Origin of the sequence: uncultured Citricoccus sp. (assembly GCF_937871995.1) — a bacterium.
Classification (GTDB): domain Bacteria; phylum Actinomycetota; class Actinomycetes; order Actinomycetales; family Micrococcaceae; genus Citricoccus.
This window is the reverse complement of sequence record NZ_CALMQR010000100.1, coordinates 1-17,084: the sequence shown is the minus strand read 5'-3', so window position 1 is coordinate 17,084 and position 17,084 is coordinate 1. Positions and strand designations below refer to the sequence as shown.

The window sequence follows — 17,084 nt, the reverse complement described above, 5'->3', positions numbered from 1 at the left end:
AGGGTACCGCCGTGCCGGGCGGTGGTGTAGGTCCGCCGGCCGGACGGGCGGAACGGGGTATACCTGTGGTCATGGACAGTGACACGCCCCCCGCCGCAGCCCGTCCCCCCGTCCCGGAGGTCACCTGGCTCGACCACACCGGTTCCACGCAGCAGCTCGTGCTCGAGGCCGCCGCGGATGCGCCGCGGGACTGGCCGCACCTGCGTGCCGTGGCCACCCTGGACCAGCGCACCGGACGGGGACGGCAGGGGCGTGACTGGACCACGCCGGCCGGCACCGCCCTGTCCGTGTCCGTCGTGCTGCGGCTCCGGGTGCCCTTCCAGCACTGGAGCTGGGCCACCCTGATCGCGGCCGCCGTGACCGCCGGGGAACTCGACCGGCGGGGGATCGCCGCCACGGTGAAATGGCCCAATGACGTCCTGGCCCCGGACGGCCGCAAGCTCTGCGGCATCCTCGCCGGGGTGCTGCCGGACCAGTCCGGGATCGTCCTGGGGCTGGGGCTCAACCTGGACTTCGGCCCCGAGGGGGCCCCGGTCCCCACCGCGACGTCGATGGCGGAGTGGCTGCCCGACGGAGCCGGGGACCGGGGGCCGGCGGACGGGACCTCCGCCCTCGCCGTGGACGTCCTCGACGCCCTCCTGCGCTCCCTGGGCGAGGCCCTGGCGGCCTTCGAGGCCGCCATCGGCGGTCCCGGTGCCGACCCCGGCGCCGACGTCGACGGGACGCACCCGGCGGTGGGCGCCGTCGTCGAGCGACTGGGCACCCTGGGGGCGGAGGTCCGGGCCGAGCTGCCGGGCGGGACCACGCTGGCCGGCACCGCCCGGGGGCTGGGGCCGGGCGGGACCCTGCTGATCGAGCCCGCCGACCGTGGGAGGATAGAGGCAGCGGTCGCCGGTGCCTCCCGGCGGGGTGAGTTGCTGGAGGTCTCCGCCGCCGACGTCGTGCACCTGCGCCGCTGACCCAGGGGACCGTGACACCCGGGGGACCGTGACACAGGACCGTCACACAGGGAAGGACGCTACGGACGTGGGATTGCGGTTGTCACCAGAGGAACAGGTGCGCGTGCGCACCCGGGCCCATCCGCGCGCCCTGACCATGCCCGTCCTGCGGCTGATGCTCATCGCCCTGGCCACCGGGTACCTCCAGGGCGTCCTGGCCCGCGGTGACCTCCCCGAGGCCCTCGTCCAGGCGCGTCCATGGCTGACCGGCGCCGTCTGGGTGCTCGCCGCCCTGGCCCTGCTGTTCGGTTGCCTGCGCCCGGCCTGGCGGTGGCTCACGCGCACGACCGTCCTCACCAGTCTCCGGATCGTCCAGCGCGCCGGCCCGGGCCGGTCCCGGGAGCGCGCCCTGCACCTGCTGGCCGTGTACGACGTGCGGCTGCGCCAGCGCCGGGGCCAGCGGATGGCCGGTGCCGGAGACCTCGTCATCGAGCACGGAGCCGGTTCCCAATGGGTGCTGGCCGGGATGCCGGAGGCGGTGCGGTTCCGCGAGCTGATCCTGCGCGAGGTGGCCTCCCTGCGCCGGCAGGTGGCGGAGCAGGCCGCTCCGCCGTACTCCTCGTACACGGTCTCGCCGGCCCCGGCATCGCCCGGTTCCGCCGGGGGCGGTGGTCACCATGGCTGAGGACCCGTCCCGCGCCGACGGGCCGGCGGGGCCCGCCGGCCACGCCGATGAGCCCTTCCCCGTCACCTCCCCGCTGCCGGTGATCCCGGCGGGCGGCGAGCCGACGGCACCGCGGTCACCCGGGGAGCCGGGCGCGGCCGGGGTGGCCGCCGGGCCGTCCTCGGAACCGGAACCGGCCGAGTCGCCGCCGGACACCACCGCCACCTCGTCGCTGGCCATCCAGGAGGACCCGGCCACCTGGACCCAGGCGATCTCCGCCCTGGAGACGGACCTGCTCGGCGGCCCGCGCACGCTGACCCGCCGCGAGATGGCCGGCGAGCTCGGCGTCTCACTGATCTCCGCCCGCAAGCTCTGGCGCGCCCTGGGGTTCCCGAACGTCCAGGACGGGGACCGGGCCTTCACGCCGAAGGACACGGCCGCGATCGGCACCATGATCGACCTGGTGCGCCGCGGCGTGCTCAACGAGGAGACCGCCATCTCGCTGACCCGCTCGATCGGCCAGATGACGGACCGGATGGTCGTCTGGCAGATCGAGGCGCTCGTGGAGAACAAGATCAGCGAGGAGGGCATGACGGACCCGGAGGCACGCCGTGCCGTGGTCGGCATGCTCCCCGAGATCATCGAGCCGCTCGAACAGGTGATGGAGTACTCCTACCGTCGCCAGCTCAACTCGGCCCTGCAGCGACTGACCGTCCGGGCCGAGGCAGGACTGGCCGCCAGCGCCATCGGCCGGGACGGGTCCGAGGACGACGCCCCGCTGCCGCTGGCCCGCGCCGTGGGCTTCGCGGACATGGTCTCCTACACCTCGCTCTCCCGGCGGATGAACGAGCGCACCCTGGCCCAGATGGTCCAGCGCTTCGAGAACAAGTGCGCCGAGATCATCTCGATCGGCGGCGGCCGGCTCGTCAAGACCGTCGGGGACGAGGTGCTGTTCAACGCCGAGACCCCGGAGGCCGGGGCGCAGATCTCGCTGGCGCTGGCCAAGGCGATGAGCGAGGACCCGGTGCTGCCCTCCGCCCGGGTGTCCCTCGTCTGGGGGCGCGTGCTGTCCCGCCTCGGGGACATCTACGGACCCACCGTGAACCTGGCCTCCCGGCTGACCGCGCTCGCCGACCCGGGCAGCGTGCTGGTCGACGCGATGACCGCCCTGGCCCTGGAGGGGGACGAGCGCTTCGTGCTGATCCCGCAGCCGCCGCAGATGGTGCGCGGTTTCGGTGAGATCCGTCCGTCCATCCTCATGTCCGGTACCGGCGAGGGACTCGTCGTCGACTGAACCCCCGCCACACCACGCCCGATGGGGAGAACTCCCCATGTCGGGTGCGGTTGTGGCCGTGTTCCACGGGATAGACTCACCGGGGCGGCCCGTGGGTCCACGGACCCCGCGCGCTGGAATGGTCACTATGGGGGGTCATCGTGAATGCAGGTTTCGGTGCCGGACGCCAGGGTGCCCTGAAGGCCACGGCGTTCGTCGGGGTGTCCGCGCTCGCCGTCACCGGCGCCATCCTCTACCCGGGCTTCCAGACCGCGGACGTGGACCTCAACGACGGCGGCGTGTGGGTGGTGAACCGCGAGGAGAGCAAGGTCGCCCACCTCAACTACCAGTCGCAGACCCTCGACGGCGGCGTCACCACCACCATGACCGAGTACGACCTGGCCCAGCACGCGGACCAGGTCTACCTGCGCGACCGCGAGATCGGCGCACTGGTCACCGTGGACCCTGCCGCCTTCGAGCTGACGGACGAGAACATGCTGCCGGCCAACGCGGGCTTCTCCTACGGCCAGGACGTCGTGGCCGTCGTCGATGCCGAGCGCGGGCGCGTGTACGCCGCCGCCGGTGCCGAGATGGGGGCGATGTCCTCGGAGGGCGCCGAACCGCTCTACGAGGCGGAGGGCCGCGTGGCCGCGGCCGTGGGCCGGGACGACACCGTGTGGATCGCGGACCTGGACGCCGAGCTCATCACGGGCTTCCGCCCCCTGACCGAGTCCGAGCGCCGGGAGGCCGCCGCGACCGAACGGGTCGGCACGGGGGAGGACGGCGGGCAGGGGGAGGACGGCGCCGGTGACGGGGGCGCCTCGGCCGGGCAACCGGCCGGATTCCGCGAGATCGTCTCCACCGAGGTGGACGGGCTCAAGGGACTGGCGTCCCCGCAGGTCTCCGCCGTCGGGGACACCGGCGTGGTGTTCGACGCGGACTCCGGCACGCTGGTGACCTCCGAGGGGCGGTCCTCCACCGTCGTCGACCCGGCCGGGGGACGGCTCCAGGCGCCCGGACCGGAGGCGGACGGCGCCGTCGTCGCGCTCGCCAACAAGACGGCCACCGTCCCCCTGGACGGGGGAGAGGCCACGTACTCGGCCGCGGAGGCCACGGGCACCCCGGTCCAGCCGGTCCGCGTGGGCACGTGCACGCACTCCGCCTGGCAGGGGTCCGGCCTGTACCAGCGGGACTGTGACGACGACGCCCAGGACGTCACCGAGCGCATCCCCGAGATCCCCGCCGCCGCGCAGCTGGTCTTCCGCGTCAACCGGGACGTGGTGGTGCTCAACGACATCTCGCAGGGCAACACCTGGCTGGTCCAGGACGCCATGAAGATCGTCAACAACTGGGCCGACCTGGAACCGCCGAAGGGCGAGGGCGAGCAGGAGGAGGAGGAGTCGGACGAGATCACCGACTCCATCGAGCTGCCGGACCGCCAGGAGGAGAACCAGAGACCGGTGGCCCGGGACGACTCCTTCGGGGTCCGGGCCGGCCGGACGACGGCACTGCCCGTGCTGTTCAACGACGTGGACCCGGACGGGGACCTGCTGACCGCCGCGCTGAAGGGCGACCAGCCGCAGGTCGGCACCCTGCAGCCCATCCATGACAGCACCGGCTTCCAGCTCGTCGTCCCCCCCGATGCCACCGGCAACGCCTCCTTCACCTACGAGGCCGACGACGGCCGGGGTGGCACGGACACCGCCCGGGCCACCGTCCGGGTGGTGCCCGAGGCCCAGAACGGCGCCCCCGAGCAGGAACGCGTGACCACGCTGCGGGTCCAGGCCGGCACCGAGGTCTCCCAGAACATCCTCACCGACTGGCAGGATCCGGACGGGGACGACCTGCAGCTGATGGGGGCCGTCTCCGAGGACGGGGACGTGGTCCGGGTCCGGCCGGACGGGGTGCTGACCTTCGAGGACGTGGGCAAGTCCACCGGCACCAAGGAGCTGGAGATCACCGTCTCCGACCGCCGCGAGTCCGCCACGGGCCGCGTGGTGATCGAGGTGCTGCCCGAGGGGTCCGCACCGCCCATCACCGCCACCGACCACGTCACCGTGAACCTGGGGGAGGAGGCCACCTTCTCGCCCCTGGCGAACGACTTCGACCCCACCGGCTCCGAACTGCGCCTGGCCCACGTGGACCCGGTCCCCGGCGCCGAGGTCCAGATGAACCCGGACACGGGCACGGTCTCGTTCCGCTCCGGCCAGGAGCGGACCTTCTACCTGAAGTACGTCGCCACCAACGGCCCGGCCTCCGCCCCGGGACTGATCCGGGTGGACGTCAAGGACCCGGAGAAGAACCCCGGTGCGCCGATCGCCGTGCGGGACGTGGCCCTGGTGCCGGCCAACGGGGACGTGCTGGTCAACATCCTGGGCAATGACACCGACCCCGAGGGCGGGGTGCTGGTGGTCCAGCAGGTCGACGTGCCCCAGGACGCGCCGATCGGGGTCTCGATCGAGCGCAACGCCGTGCTGCGCGTGACCGACCAGCGGGGCCTGGCCGAGCCGCTGACCTTCTCCTACACCGTGACCAACGGGACCGCCGCCTCCACGGGCGAGGTCACCGTCATCCCCATCCCGGCCCCGGAGTCGATGGAACCACCGCGGCCGAACCCTGACACCGCCGTCGTGCGGGCCGGTGACGTGGTCACCGTGCCCGTCCTGGACAACGACGTGCACCCCAACGGGGCCGAGCTCACGCTGGAGCCGGTCCTGGCCGAGGGCGTGGACGAGGCGGACGGGCTGATCTCGGTGGCGGACAACATGGTCCGTTTCCGAGCCGGCCAGGAACCCGGGACCGTCTCCGCCGTGTACACGGTCTCCGGTCCGGACGGCCAGGAGGCCTCCGCCCGGGTCACCTTCCACGTCACCGCCGTGGACCTGGAGGGCAACTCCCCGCCCACGCCCGAACGCGTGGAGGGACGCGTCTTCGCCGGGAACACCGTGGCCATCCCGATCCCGCTCGACGGGATCGATCCGGACGGTGACTCGGTGTCCCTGGTGCAGCTCCAGACCCCGCCCTCGCTGGGCACCGCGAAGGTGACCGCGAACTCGATCGAGTACACCGCCGCCGAGGGCACCGCCGGCACGGACGCCTTCACCTACGTCGTGGAGGACCGGCTCGGGGCCCGGGCCACGGGCACGATCATGATCGGGATCGCCCCCGTGGCCAAGGAGAACACCCCACCGGTGGCGGTCAACGACTCGATCCGCGTCCAGCCCGGCCGGCCGGTGGCCGTGGACGTGCTGGCCAATGACACGGACGCCGACGGCGACGAGCTGCGCTTCCTCGAGACGCTCGAGGCCACCGAGGGCTCGGACGCCGCCCTGGTGGACGGCCGCATCCTGCTGACGTCCCCGGTCGAGGCCGGTTTCGTCACCGTGCGGTACGGCATCACGGACGGCCGCGGCGGCACGGACACCGGCACGCTCACCGTCGAGGCGGACCCGGAGGCCCCGCTGCGGGCGCCGATCGCCCGGGACGACCGCGTCTCCTTCCAGGAGACCGTGGACCAGGACGAGGTCACCGTGGACATCCTGGGCAACGACGAGGACCCGGACGGCACAGCGGACGACCTCGCGGTCGCCCTGCCGGACGATCCGCAGGGCGTGGGACTGACCGAGGACGACCAGCTGGTGGTCCCCGTGGAGGCCAACCCGCAGATCATCACCTACCGGCTCACCGACGCCGACGCCCTCTCCTCCTACGCCTTCGTGATCGTGCCGGGCTCGGGCGAGGCCCGCCCCGCGCTGCGCTCGGACGCCCCGCTGGAGGTGACGGCCGGGGAGGACCTGAGCCTCGACGTCGGCGAGCTCGTGGTGGTGCGCGACGGACGTGCCCCGCGTCTTACCGAGGAGGCGAAGGTGACCTCCTCGCCGCAGTCGGAGGCCGACCTGGTCCGTTCCGCCACCGAACTGGTCTTCCGCGCGCCACGGGACTACGCCGGCGTCGCCTCCGTCAGCTTCGAGGTCACGGACGGTTCGGGACCTGACGACCCGGACGGGCTGAAGTCCGTGCTGACCCAGCCGATCCGGGTGATCCCGCCGCCGGAGGAGGAGTTCAACACCCCGCCCACCCTGCAGTCCAACTCACTGGAGGTGGCCGCCGGCGCCGAACCCGCCCGGCTGGACCTGTCCCAGGCCGCCGCCGACCCGGACCCGCAGGACGCCGGGAACCTGGAGTTCGCGCTCGGTGCCGTGGACATCGAGGGCGTGGACGTGAGCCTGGAGGGCTCGGTGCTCTCGGTCCGGGCGGACAACCGCACCCCGAAGGGGACCCGGGGCACCGCCCAGGTGTCTGTCACGGACGGCAGGTCCGAGCCCGTGGCCGCCCGGGTCACGATCAGCGTCAACGCCTCCGACCGCGAGCTCGCCGTGGCCAACCCGGACACCGTCGCGGACGCCCATCAGGGCCGTGCCGAGACCGTGGCGGTGCTGGCCAACGACGTCAATCCCTTCGAGGGGGAGGGGCCGCTGTCCCTGCGCGCGGCCACCACCCAGGAGGGGCAGGGACAGGTCGAGGTCGCCGGGTCGGACGTGGTCGTCACCCCGGCGCAGGACTTCGTCGGCCAGATGCGCGTCCAGTACACGGTCGGGGACCTGACGGAGGACCCCGACCGCGAGGTCCAGGGCACCATCACCCTCAACGTCAAGGGCGCGCCGGAGGCACCGGGGGTGCCCCGCGTGGATTCCGTGGGGGACGGAGAGGTCGTGCTGACCTGGGACGCCCCCGCCAACAACGGTTCCGCCATCACCGGGTACACGGTCTCCGCGTCCGGGGTGGACCAGCAGTGCCCGGCCACCACGTGCACCCTCACCGGGCTGACCAACGACCAGGAGTACACGTTCACCGTGACCGCCACGAACGACGTCGGCGAGTCCGATCCGTCCGTGGCCTCGGCGCCGGCCCGGCCGGACGTCGAGCCGGAACAGCCGGCACCGCCCACGGGCACCGACGGCGACCGCACCGTGGACCTGTCCTGGACCGCACCGGTGAACCGCGGCTCACCCATCACCTCGTACACGGTGGAGATCTCCCCGGCCCCGGCCGGCGGCGTCAGCCAGCGGTCCGTCTCCGGCACCTCCACGACGTGGGACGGGCTGACCAACGGCACCGCGTACCAGTTCCGGATCCAGGCGGTGAACGACGCCGACCGGCCCTCCGAGTTCTCCGGCTGGTCCTCGTCCGTCACGCCGGCCGGGGCACCGATGCAGCCCCTGGCGCCCTCGGCCGCGCGCGCCCAGTCGGCCGTGAACGGGGGAGTCATCGACGTCTCCTGGGGAGCCCCGGATGCCAACGGCGCCACGATCACGTCCTATGACCTGCACGTCTACGAGGGCGGGGCCAGGGTGCGGACCATCGCGGGCATCTCCGGGACCTCCCAGCAGGTGACCGGCCTGAAGACCACGTCCTCGTACTCGTTCGCGGTGGTCGCGCAGAACCGGGTCGGTGACTCCGAGCCCTCGGCCCGGTCCACGGCGGTCACCCCCTATGGACGGCCGAAGGCCCCCTCCACCCCGAGGATCGCCGCCACCGGGAAGGACCACCAGATCACGGTGGACTTCACCCCGGGCTCGACCAACGGCTCACCGGTCACCGGGTACCAGTACCAGGTGAACGGCGGCGGCTGGCAGGGGATCGCAGGGCCCGGGAGCACCATCAACGTCGGTTCCAACGGCACCAACGTGACGGTCTCCGTGCGGGCGCTCAACGCCGCCGGCGCCGGAGACCCCTCGGGCGCCTCCAACCAGACCAGCGCGTACGGCCCCATCCGGGACGCCGCGAACGTGAGGTCCTCCGGCGGTGAGAAGAAGGTGGTCCACTCCTGGAACCCGAACGTCCGCGACTACGAGAACGGCCGGGGCCTGACCATGACGGTCACGGTGGACGGCCGGCAGGTCGACGCGACGGCCGGGTCCCACACGGCCAGGGTCGGGTACAGCACCACCTCGACGGTGGTGGTGCGGGTCCAGACCACGCTGGAGACCTCGGCCCAGCAGTCCAGGCAGTGGTCCGGCAAGGCCACCTCGGACAAGGCACCGCCGCCCCCGCCACCACCGGCCAAGCCGAGCGGGGTCACCCAGCGCGGGGCACCCGTCAGTGAGAGCGGCTGCAACATCAACTGCCACAAGCTGCGGGTCTCCGTTCAGGACTTCCCCCCGGGCACCCACACCGCCAAGTGCTGGGCCTCCGGGGGAGAGGCCGGGTCCGGACGCACGATCGGTTCGGGCAACTCCTACGCGATCTCGGTGGGGGCCGACGGGCGCGGGGCCGGGGACCTGAACTGCTGGGCCGGCAACGCGTACTTCGACCAGGTCTGGGCCGTGTTCGACGGCAACGGGGTCAAGACCACGCCCATCAGGCCGTGGCCGGGATACTGAGACCCGGCCCTGCGCCAGCACACTGACCACCAGCACCAGCACCAGCACCAGCACCAGCACCAGCACCAGCACCTGCACCAGCGTCACCAGCGAAGGGGACACCGCACCATGACCATGACCACTGAACAGGCCGAGTGGTTCGCCGGCACGTTCGAGAAGATCTCGGACAACATCGGCCAGGCCATCCTGGGCAAGGAGGACGTCATCTCGCTGGTGCTCACGGCGATGCTGACGGACGGCCACGTCCTGCTGGAGGACGCGCCCGGCACCGGCAAGACCATGCTCGCGCGGTCGCTGGCCGCCACGGTGAAGGGCACCCACTCGCGCATCCAGTTCACCCCGGACCTGCTGCCCTCGGACGTCACCGGCGTGACGATCTACGACCAGAGGACCCAGGAGTTCGAGTTCCACCGGGGACCGATCTTCGCCAACATCGTGCTGGCCGACGAGATCAACCGGGCCTCGCCGAAGACCCAGTCCGCGCTGCTGGAGGTGATGGAGGAGGCCAGGGTGACGGTGGACGGCGTCACCTACGCGAACGAGCGCCCCTTCATGGTGATCGCGACCCAGAACCCGATCGAGCAGGCTGGCACGTACAGGCTGCCCGAGGCCCAGCTGGACCGCTTCCTCATCAAGACTTCGATCGGCTACCCCGACCGCAGCTCCACCGTCGAGCTGCTCTCCGGTGCCGCCACGAAGGACCGCTCCGGTGCCCTGAGCCCGATCATCACCACCCAGGCCATCCGGGACATGGCCGAGCTGGCCACCACCGTCCACGTGGACGGGGCCGTGCTGAACTACATCGCCGAGCTGGCCGAGGAGACCCGCGACGCGGACGAGACCCGGCTGGGCGTCTCGGTCCGCGGCGCCATGGCCATGGTCCGCGCGGCCAAGGTGCGTGCGGCCTCCCGGGGACGTAACTACGTGCTGCCGGACGACGTCAAGGACCTGGCCCCGCACGTGTGGACCCACCGGTTGGTGCTGGATCCGGAGGCCGAGTTCGCCGGGGCCACCGCGCCGGCCGTGCTCACCCGCGTCCTGGCCCAGGTGGATGCCCCGCAACACCGCGCCGAGGCACCGGTCCGGGTGGGCGCCGCGGCGTCGGCCGGCGCCGGAACGTCCGGGGACCCCGCGGCGCGGAGCGGTTCCACCGCCGCCGGGGCCTGAGGTGCCGACGGCACGGAGGGCCCCGGAACGGAGCGCCCCGCAACGGCAGCCCCGTCCACGAGGGGCCGGGGTGGCCGGCGTCCTGAGGGAGCGGTGGAGGCGGCTGGGAGAGTCGGCCGCCATCACCACGGGGCCGGTGCTCGAGTCCGCCGCCGGCTGGTGGGCGCGATCGGCCCGCCCGGTGGTCGAGGTGGTCTCCCCGCTGGGGTGGATCGTGCTGGCCGTGACGGTGACCGCCTGGACGGTCGGAACGACGCTGGGCTGGGCGGAGGCGCTCATCGCCGGACTGGTCGGCGTCCTGCTGCTGCTGCTGGCCATCGGCTTCATCCTCGGCCGCTCCTCCTACCGGGTGGACCTGGACCTGGCACGCTCGCGGGTGGCCGTCGGGGACCGGGCGGTCGGGGCGATCGAGGTGACCAACACCGCGGACCGCGCCCTGCTCCCCGTGGCGATGGAGCTGCCCGTGGGGCGGGCCACCGCCGTGTTCCCGTTGCCCCGGATGCGCCCGGGCGCCGTGCACGAGGACCTGTTCACCATCCCCACGCACCGCCGCGCGGTGATCGTCGTCGGGCCGGTGCGCTCGGTGCGCCAGGACCCGCTGGGCCTGCTGCGCCGCCAGCTGAGGTGGACCGAGCCGCAGGACCTGTACGTCCACCCGCGCACCGTGGCCCTGCAGGGGTCCTCGGCCGGGTTCATCCGGGACCTGGAGGGACTGCCCACGAAGGACCTCTCCAGCGCGGACGTCTCCTTCCACGCCCTGCGCGACTACGTGCCCGGTGACGACCGCCGCCACATCCACTGGAAGACGGTGGCCCGCACCAACACGCTCATGGTCCGCCAATTCGAGGAGACCCGGCGCGCCCACCTGGCCATCGCCCTGTCCACCAACACCGCCGAGTACGCCACCGAGAACGACTTCGAGCTGGCCGTCTCCGTGGCCGCCTCGATCGGACTGGAGGCCTTCAAGGAGCAGCGCAACATCTCCATCCGCACCCACGCCGGGCCGATCCACACCGAGACCGGCCGCAACATGCTCGATGACATGACGCGGATCGAGGGCAGGCCGCTGCGCGGGACCAGCCTGGACGTGGCCCGCGAGACCGCGGACCACGTGCCCAACGCCTCGGTGTTCTTCCTGGTCACCGGCAGCCAGCCCAGCCCCGGTGAGCTGCGCCGGGCCGCCAACGTGGCGCCGCCCGGGGTCCGCGCCTTCGCCATCCGGTGCGCCCACGGGCTGGAGACCGGGCGGGCGAGCATCGGGGACCTGACGGTGGTCTCCATCGGGGACCTCCAGGACCTGGGCCTGGCCCTGCGGAAGGCGGCGGCGTGATGGCGGGGGCCCGGACGGGGCTCCGGGAGAGGGGCCTGCGCCACCCCCGGGCCCAGGTGGGCGCCGACGCCGCCGTGCTGACCGTGCTGCTGGGCCTGGGGATGCTCGGCTTCCACGACACCTTCGCCGGGGACCCCCGGTACCTGACGGCCGGCTTCGGGGGAATCGTCCTGGGCCTGGCCGTCGCCCTGGCGAGCTCCTCCCGGCGATGGGGCCCCTGGCTGACCTCCGGCGTGGTGATCGCGGTCTACCTGGCCGCCGGCCTCGTCCTGGCCACCCCGGCCGACCCGGCCGCGGGTGTCCTGCCGGGTGCGGACGCCCCCGGGGTGCTGCTCACGGCGCCGGTGACCACGTGGAAGGACATCCTGACCGTCGCGGCACCGGTGGGCGTGCACGGCGGCATGCTGGTGGCCCCGTACCTGTCCGGGCTGCTGACCGCCGTGGTGGCCGGCCTGCTGGCCTGGCGCGTGCGGGTGCCGTACTGGACGCTCATCCCGGTGCTGGCGATGACCGTCGTAGGCATCCTGTTCGGCACCAAGGACGCCCCCATGGCCCTGCTGCGGGGCATGGTGCTGGTGATGGCCGCCGTCGTCTGGCTGGCCTGGCGCCGGCACCGGATGCGGGTGCACGGGACCCGGACGTCCGCCGACACCACCACGCTGACCCATCCGGCCACCGCGCGCCGGCTGGTCTGGCGACGGGTCGGCCTGGGGGCCGGGGTGTTGGCGGTGGCCGGACTGCTGACCGCCGCGGCCTCGCCGCTGCTGCTGCAGGACCAGGACCGCAAGGTGCTCCGGGACGTGGTCGAGCCCCCGATCGAGCTGTTCGACTACCCGAGCCCGCTGATGAAGTTCCGGCAGTACGTCAAGGACCAGCACGAGGAGGTCCTGTTCACGGTGGACGGCCTCCCCGAGGGCCAGCGGGTCCGGCTGGCCGCCCTGGACGCCTACGACGGCATGGTCTACACGGTGAACCCCCAGGCCAGTGGGCACTTCTCGCCGGTCGGTGACGCCTCCCGCCTCTCCGCTGCAGAGTCCCCGGACCTGCCGAACCGCCAGAACGGGTCCCTGGAGATCACCATCGGGGCCTACGACGGCGTCTGGCTGCCCGGGGGCGGGAAGCTGACCGGGGTGGCCCTGTCCGGGCCGCGGGCCGGCGAGCTGTCCCGGTCCCTGTACTACAACGACGCCAACGAGACCGCCCTGTCCGCCATCCCGCTGCAGTCCGGGGACTCCTATACCGCCGAGGTCGTCTACCCGGTACGGGTCGACCCGGAGGAGCTCGAGGACCGGGACTTCGCCACGGTGGTCATGCCGGAACTGGCCGGGGTGCCGCAGGTGGTCCCCGAGAAGGCGGCCGAGCTGACCGGCCGGCAGGACTCCGCGTTCGGCATCGCCGGCGGGCTGGCGTCCACCCTGCACGAGTCCGGGGCGTTCTCCAACGGACGCGAGGGCGAGGTGACCTCGCTGTCCGGGCACTACGCCGGGCGCATCACCCGGTTGCTGGACGCGGAGCAGTGGATCGGCGACGACGAGCAGTACGCCGTGGCGATGGCCCTGATGGCCCGTTCCCTGGACATCCCGGCCCGCGTGGTCATGGGCTTCTACCCGGAGAACCACCCCGAGGGCGGCGGGCCGGTCCAGATCAAGGGCAAGGACGTCCACGCCTGGGTGGAGGTCAACTTCGAGGACATCGGCTGGGTGGCCATGGACCCCACCCCGGACAAGGACAACGTCCCGACCCCGCCGCAGCAGCAGCCGCAGTCCACGCCGAAGCCGCAGGTGCTGCAGCCCCCGCCCCCGCCACAGGAACAGGCCGACCTCCCGCCGGACACCGCGCCGGAGCCGCAGGACGCCGAGCAGGAGGAGCGCTCCTGGTGGGACCGGTGGGGAGCCGTGATGATGATCGTCGTGTACTCGATGATCCCCGTCCTCGTCCTGATGATCCCGCTGCTGGTCATCGCGCTGCTCAAGGGACGGCGGCGCACGCGGCGCCGTCGCGCGGACAGCCCGGCCGGGCAGGTCTCCGGCGGCTGGTCCGAGGTGCTGAGCCTGGCCGCGGACCTGGGCTCGGAGCCGCAGCGCACCGGCACCCGGCGCGAGCACGCCGCCGCACTGGGCGCCGCCTTCCCGACGACGGCGGCCGGCACCACCCTGCTGGCCCGCCGCGCCGACCACGCCGTCTTCGGCCCCGGGGAGCCGACCGAGGCCCAGGTGGCCGAGTACTGGGAGCGGGTGGACGAGAACATCGCCGGCATCCGTGGCTCGGTGGGCGGCTGGCGACGGCTGCGGGCGAGGTTCTCCCCGCGGTCCCTCGTGCTCGAGGCCCGCGCCCGGCGCCGGCAGCGGCACCAGCTGCGGCGCCAGCAGCGCCTGGCCCGCCGTGCGGCGGCCTCCGGGCGCCGGGCGGAGGAGCGCGCGGCCGAACCGCGGTCACGCCCGGCCCGGCGTGGCGGTGGCACCCGAGCAGTCCGTACAGTGGACGACCAAGCGAGCAAGGAATAGGAACCGTGCAGAGAACCCTCAACCTGGTCAACGCACCGGCCGGAAAACGGCTGGCGGCCTGGCTGATCGACCAGATCATCCCCGCGGTGGCCGTGGGCGTGGTCTACGCGGTCACCGTCCCCGCGGTCCTGGCCGGGGCCGGCAGCGCCCGGCAGGACGCGCTGGTCACCCTCTGGCTGGGCATGCTCATCGCCGGCGTGCTGTCCCTGGCCTATGCGGTCTGGCTGTGGGGCTGGCAGGCCTCGGCCGGCAAGACGCCGGGTCACCTGCTCCTCGGGCTGCGCATCACCTCCGAGGAGGGCACGCCCGCCGGCTGGGGGCCGATCTTCCTGCGCTCCGTGCTGATCGGGGTCAGCGGGCTGGTGCCGGTCGTCGGGCCGGTGCTCATGCTGCTGTCGAACACCCGGGACACCAACCACCAGCGCCAGGGCTGGCACGACAAGGTGGCGCGCACCCTCGTGCTGGACGTGCACACGGGACGCAACCCGCTGACCACCGGCGGACTGTTCGGACCGTCCACGTTCGCTCCCGGCGCCCTGAGCCCCGGAGACCCCGGCCACCCCGAGACCGGGGTGAGCACCCCGGCCCTGACCCGCTGGCCCGCGTTCACCGCGGCCGGGCCCATCACCACCGTCCCGGGGGGCGGGCGGAGTCCGTCCCAGGACCCGTCCGGCCCGTCGTCCCCGGACGACCGGCCCGTCCTGCCGTCAACGGCCACGCCGCCGGCGCCGACGTCGGCCCCCGAGCCCGGGACCGTCCGGCCGGAACCCGCCCACGCGACGGCCGGGCGCCCCGCCGCGGCACCGACCGCCGCCCCGCGGATGCCCGTGCCCGCCGGCTCCGGCAACTCCTCGGGGTACCGGGAGGACCGGGTCATCCTCGTGGGTGGCGCCGGATCGTCCGCTGACCCGGACGAGGAGCTGGGTTCCACCCAGCTGCGCAGCCGGCCCGCCGGACCCGCCGCGGTGAGGCTGCGCTTCGACGACGGCCAGGCCCATGAGCTCTCCGCATCCGCCCTGGTGGGACGCAACCCGGCCGCGGCCGCCGGCGAGACAGTGGACCTGCTCATCCCGTTCGCGGACATGGGGCGGTCCGTGTCCAAGACGCACCTGCACCTGACGGTGGACTCCGCCGGCGTCTGGGTGACCGACCGCAACTCCACCAACGGCTCCGGCATCACCCCGCGTGGCGGGCAGCGCCGGCGGCTGGAACCGGGCCAGCCCGTCCTGGCCCCGGTGGGGACCACCGTCCACTTCGGCGACCGCTCCTTCACGGTGTCCGCTGCATGACCCTGGAGACTGCCATCGACGCGCCCCAGAGACCCTTCCGCCTGAACTACGGGTTCGGCACCCATCGTGGACTGCGCCGGCACCTGAACGAGGACTCCCTGGTGGTCACCGGGAACCTGTTCGCCGTGGCGGATGGCATGGGCGGACACGAGGCCGGCGAGGTGGCCAGCAGGATCTGCGTGGAGACCCTCGCCTCGGGGGTCAAGCAGGTCCGGGACGACCTCACGGCCGAGCAACTGCAGCACCTGATGGTCGCCTCGGATGACGCCATCCGCAGGGTCGCGGACTCGCGGGCGGGGACCACCCTGGCGGGGGCCGCGATCGTGCGGGAGCGGCAGGGGCTGTACTGGATGGTGTTCAACGTGGGTGACTCCCGCGTCTACCGGGTGTCCGAGGGGCGGTTCGGCCAGGTCAGCGTGGACCACTCCGAGGTCCAGGAGATGGTGGACGCGGGTTACCTGAGCAGCGAGGAGGCCCGGCACCATCCCCGCCGGCACGTGATCACCCGGGCCCTGGGCACCGGTGAGGCGTCGGAGGCGGACTTCTGGATGCTCCCGGTCCATGACGGGGACCGGCTGATGATCTGCTCGGACGGGCTGACCTCCGAGGTGGACGACGACGAGATCCTGCGGGAGCTCACCGCCCACCACGCGCCGCAGGACGCGGTGGACGCGCTGATCCGCAGTGCCCTGCGCGGCGGCGGCCGGGACAACATCACGGTCATCGTGGTCGACGTGGAGGACACCGAGGCCGAGGAGAACCGCAGCATCACCTCGCCCCGGGCCCTCCACTCCGAGGAGCAGCAGACCACCCGGCCCCGGTTCGGGTCCGGCGAGACCGGAACGCTGGTCGGCGGCGTCCCGGGTGATGCCGGCGTCGGCACCTCGGACGCCGCGACGGGCGGCACCGGTCCGGGCGACGGGGGAGGGGAACGACCATGACGCCGACAGCGATGGTCCGCTACAGCGCCGGGCCGTGGCTCGGGCTGGTCCGGGGCCGGTCCCTGGTGGCCCTGCCCGCGGACGCCAGCGAGGAGACCGCCGCCGTCCTCTGGGACCTGCTGGCCGGGACCCCGGGGGTGGAGCACCTGCTCGCCACCGTCCTCTCCGGCCGCCTGGACCTGACGGGGATGCCCGCGTTCGCCATCGTCTCCTACGCGGACCAGGACGTGCACGCCATCCTGCGCGGGGACGTCCACCTGCGGATGACCGGACTGGACGACGTCGAGGCCCGGTTGAGCGGGACCGGGGTCTCGACCTGGGCCGAGCGGATCGTCCCCGGGGTCCGTTCCTTCGAACTGCTCGTGGACGACGCCCTGCCCGATGCGGAGGACCTTCCGCTGGAGGCCGGCGCCGTGCGGCTGGCGGCCCTCCAGTGCGACCTGATGGCCGCCGCGTCCGGGGACCCCGAGTCCTGTCCGGCGGCCCGGCCGGCCCATCACCTCGCGCCGGTCGCGGCCCCGACGCCGACGGCCCCTCCGGCCGGCCCGGCCGCCCCGTCGGAACCGGGGCGGGCAGCGGACCCCGTCCCGCCCGC

9 protein-coding genes and 1 pseudogene are annotated in these 17,084 nt (G+C 73.3%); all 10 read left to right on the top strand.

Features of this window, described 5'->3' with window-relative positions; all coding sequences use genetic code 11:
* The first annotated feature begins 71 nt into the window (after positions 1 to 71).
* Positions 72 to 959 carry a biotin--[acetyl-CoA-carboxylase] ligase gene (locus Q0283_RS11430; RefSeq protein ID WP_298044736.1) on the top strand — a complete coding sequence of 296 codons (888 nt, stop codon included), beginning with the start codon at positions 72 to 74 and terminating at the stop codon, positions 957 to 959.
* 97 nt (positions 960 to 1,056) lie between these two features.
* Entirely contained in the window at positions 1,057 to 1,623 is a 567-nt protein-coding gene (locus tag Q0283_RS11425; RefSeq protein WP_298044733.1) for a PH domain-containing protein, read from the top strand.
* Complete coding sequence (locus tag Q0283_RS11420) at positions 1,616 to 2,896, top strand: adenylate/guanylate cyclase domain-containing protein (protein WP_183524016.1); 1,281 nt, start codon at positions 1,616 to 1,618, stop codon at positions 2,894 to 2,896. Before Q0283_RS11425 ends, Q0283_RS11420 begins: the two co-directional genes overlap by 8 nt.
* Before the next feature lie 140 nt (positions 2,897 to 3,036).
* Complete coding sequence (locus Q0283_RS11415; RefSeq protein ID WP_298044732.1) at positions 3,037 to 9,258, top strand: Ig-like domain-containing protein; 6,222 nt, start codon at positions 3,037 to 3,039, stop codon at positions 9,256 to 9,258.
* A 108-nt stretch (positions 9,259 to 9,366) separates the two neighbouring features.
* Positions 9,367 to 10,425 carry a MoxR family ATPase gene (locus tag Q0283_RS11410; RefSeq protein ID WP_183524019.1) on the top strand — a complete coding sequence of 353 codons (1,059 nt, stop codon included), beginning with the start codon at positions 9,367 to 9,369 and terminating at the stop codon, positions 10,423 to 10,425.
* Between the two features lie 121 nt (positions 10,426 to 10,546).
* A complete protein-coding gene (locus Q0283_RS11405; RefSeq protein ID WP_298044767.1) occupies positions 10,547 to 11,755 on the top strand; it encodes a DUF58 domain-containing protein in 1,209 nt (402 codons plus the stop codon).
* On the top strand, positions 11,755 to 14,259 hold the full coding sequence (locus Q0283_RS11400; protein ID WP_298044765.1) for a DUF3488 and DUF4129 domain-containing transglutaminase family protein: 2,505 nt from the start codon (positions 11,755 to 11,757) through the stop codon (positions 14,257 to 14,259). The genes Q0283_RS11405 and Q0283_RS11400 overlap by 1 nt, the downstream gene beginning before the upstream one ends.
* A 5-nt stretch (positions 14,260 to 14,264) precedes the next feature.
* The gene (locus tag Q0283_RS11395) at positions 14,265 to 15,548 is read left to right on the top strand and encodes an RDD family protein (RefSeq protein ID WP_298044731.1); all 1,284 of its coding nucleotides are present in this window, start codon (positions 14,265 to 14,267) and stop codon (positions 15,546 to 15,548) included.
* Complete coding sequence (locus tag Q0283_RS11390) at positions 15,545 to 16,489, top strand: PP2C family serine/threonine-protein phosphatase (protein ID WP_298044730.1); 945 nt, start codon at positions 15,545 to 15,547, stop codon at positions 16,487 to 16,489. Before Q0283_RS11395 ends, Q0283_RS11390 begins: the two co-directional genes overlap by 4 nt.
* Positions 16,486 to 17,084, top strand: a pseudogene (locus tag Q0283_RS11385) (hypothetical protein); the annotation flags it as partial. The gene Q0283_RS11390 and the pseudogene Q0283_RS11385, both read left to right, overlap by 4 nt.

Excerpts from the sequence above, each read along its gene's own strand:
- Q0283_RS11400 (WP_298044765.1), top strand. The coding sequence starts at position 11,755 with ATGGCGGGGGCCCGGACGGGGCTCCGGGAGAGGGGCCTGCGCCACCCC.
- Q0283_RS11430 (WP_298044736.1), top strand. The coding sequence starts at position 72 with ATGGACAGTGACACGCCCCCCGCCGCAGCCCGTCCCCCCGTCCCGGAG.
- Q0283_RS11410 (WP_183524019.1), top strand. The coding sequence starts at position 9,367 with ATGACCATGACCACTGAACAGGCCGAGTGGTTCGCCGGCACGTTCGAG.
- Q0283_RS11420 (WP_183524016.1), top strand. The coding sequence starts at position 1,616 with ATGGCTGAGGACCCGTCCCGCGCCGACGGGCCGGCGGGGCCCGCCGGC.
- Q0283_RS11390 (WP_298044730.1), top strand. The coding sequence starts at position 15,545 with ATGACCCTGGAGACTGCCATCGACGCGCCCCAGAGACCCTTCCGCCTG.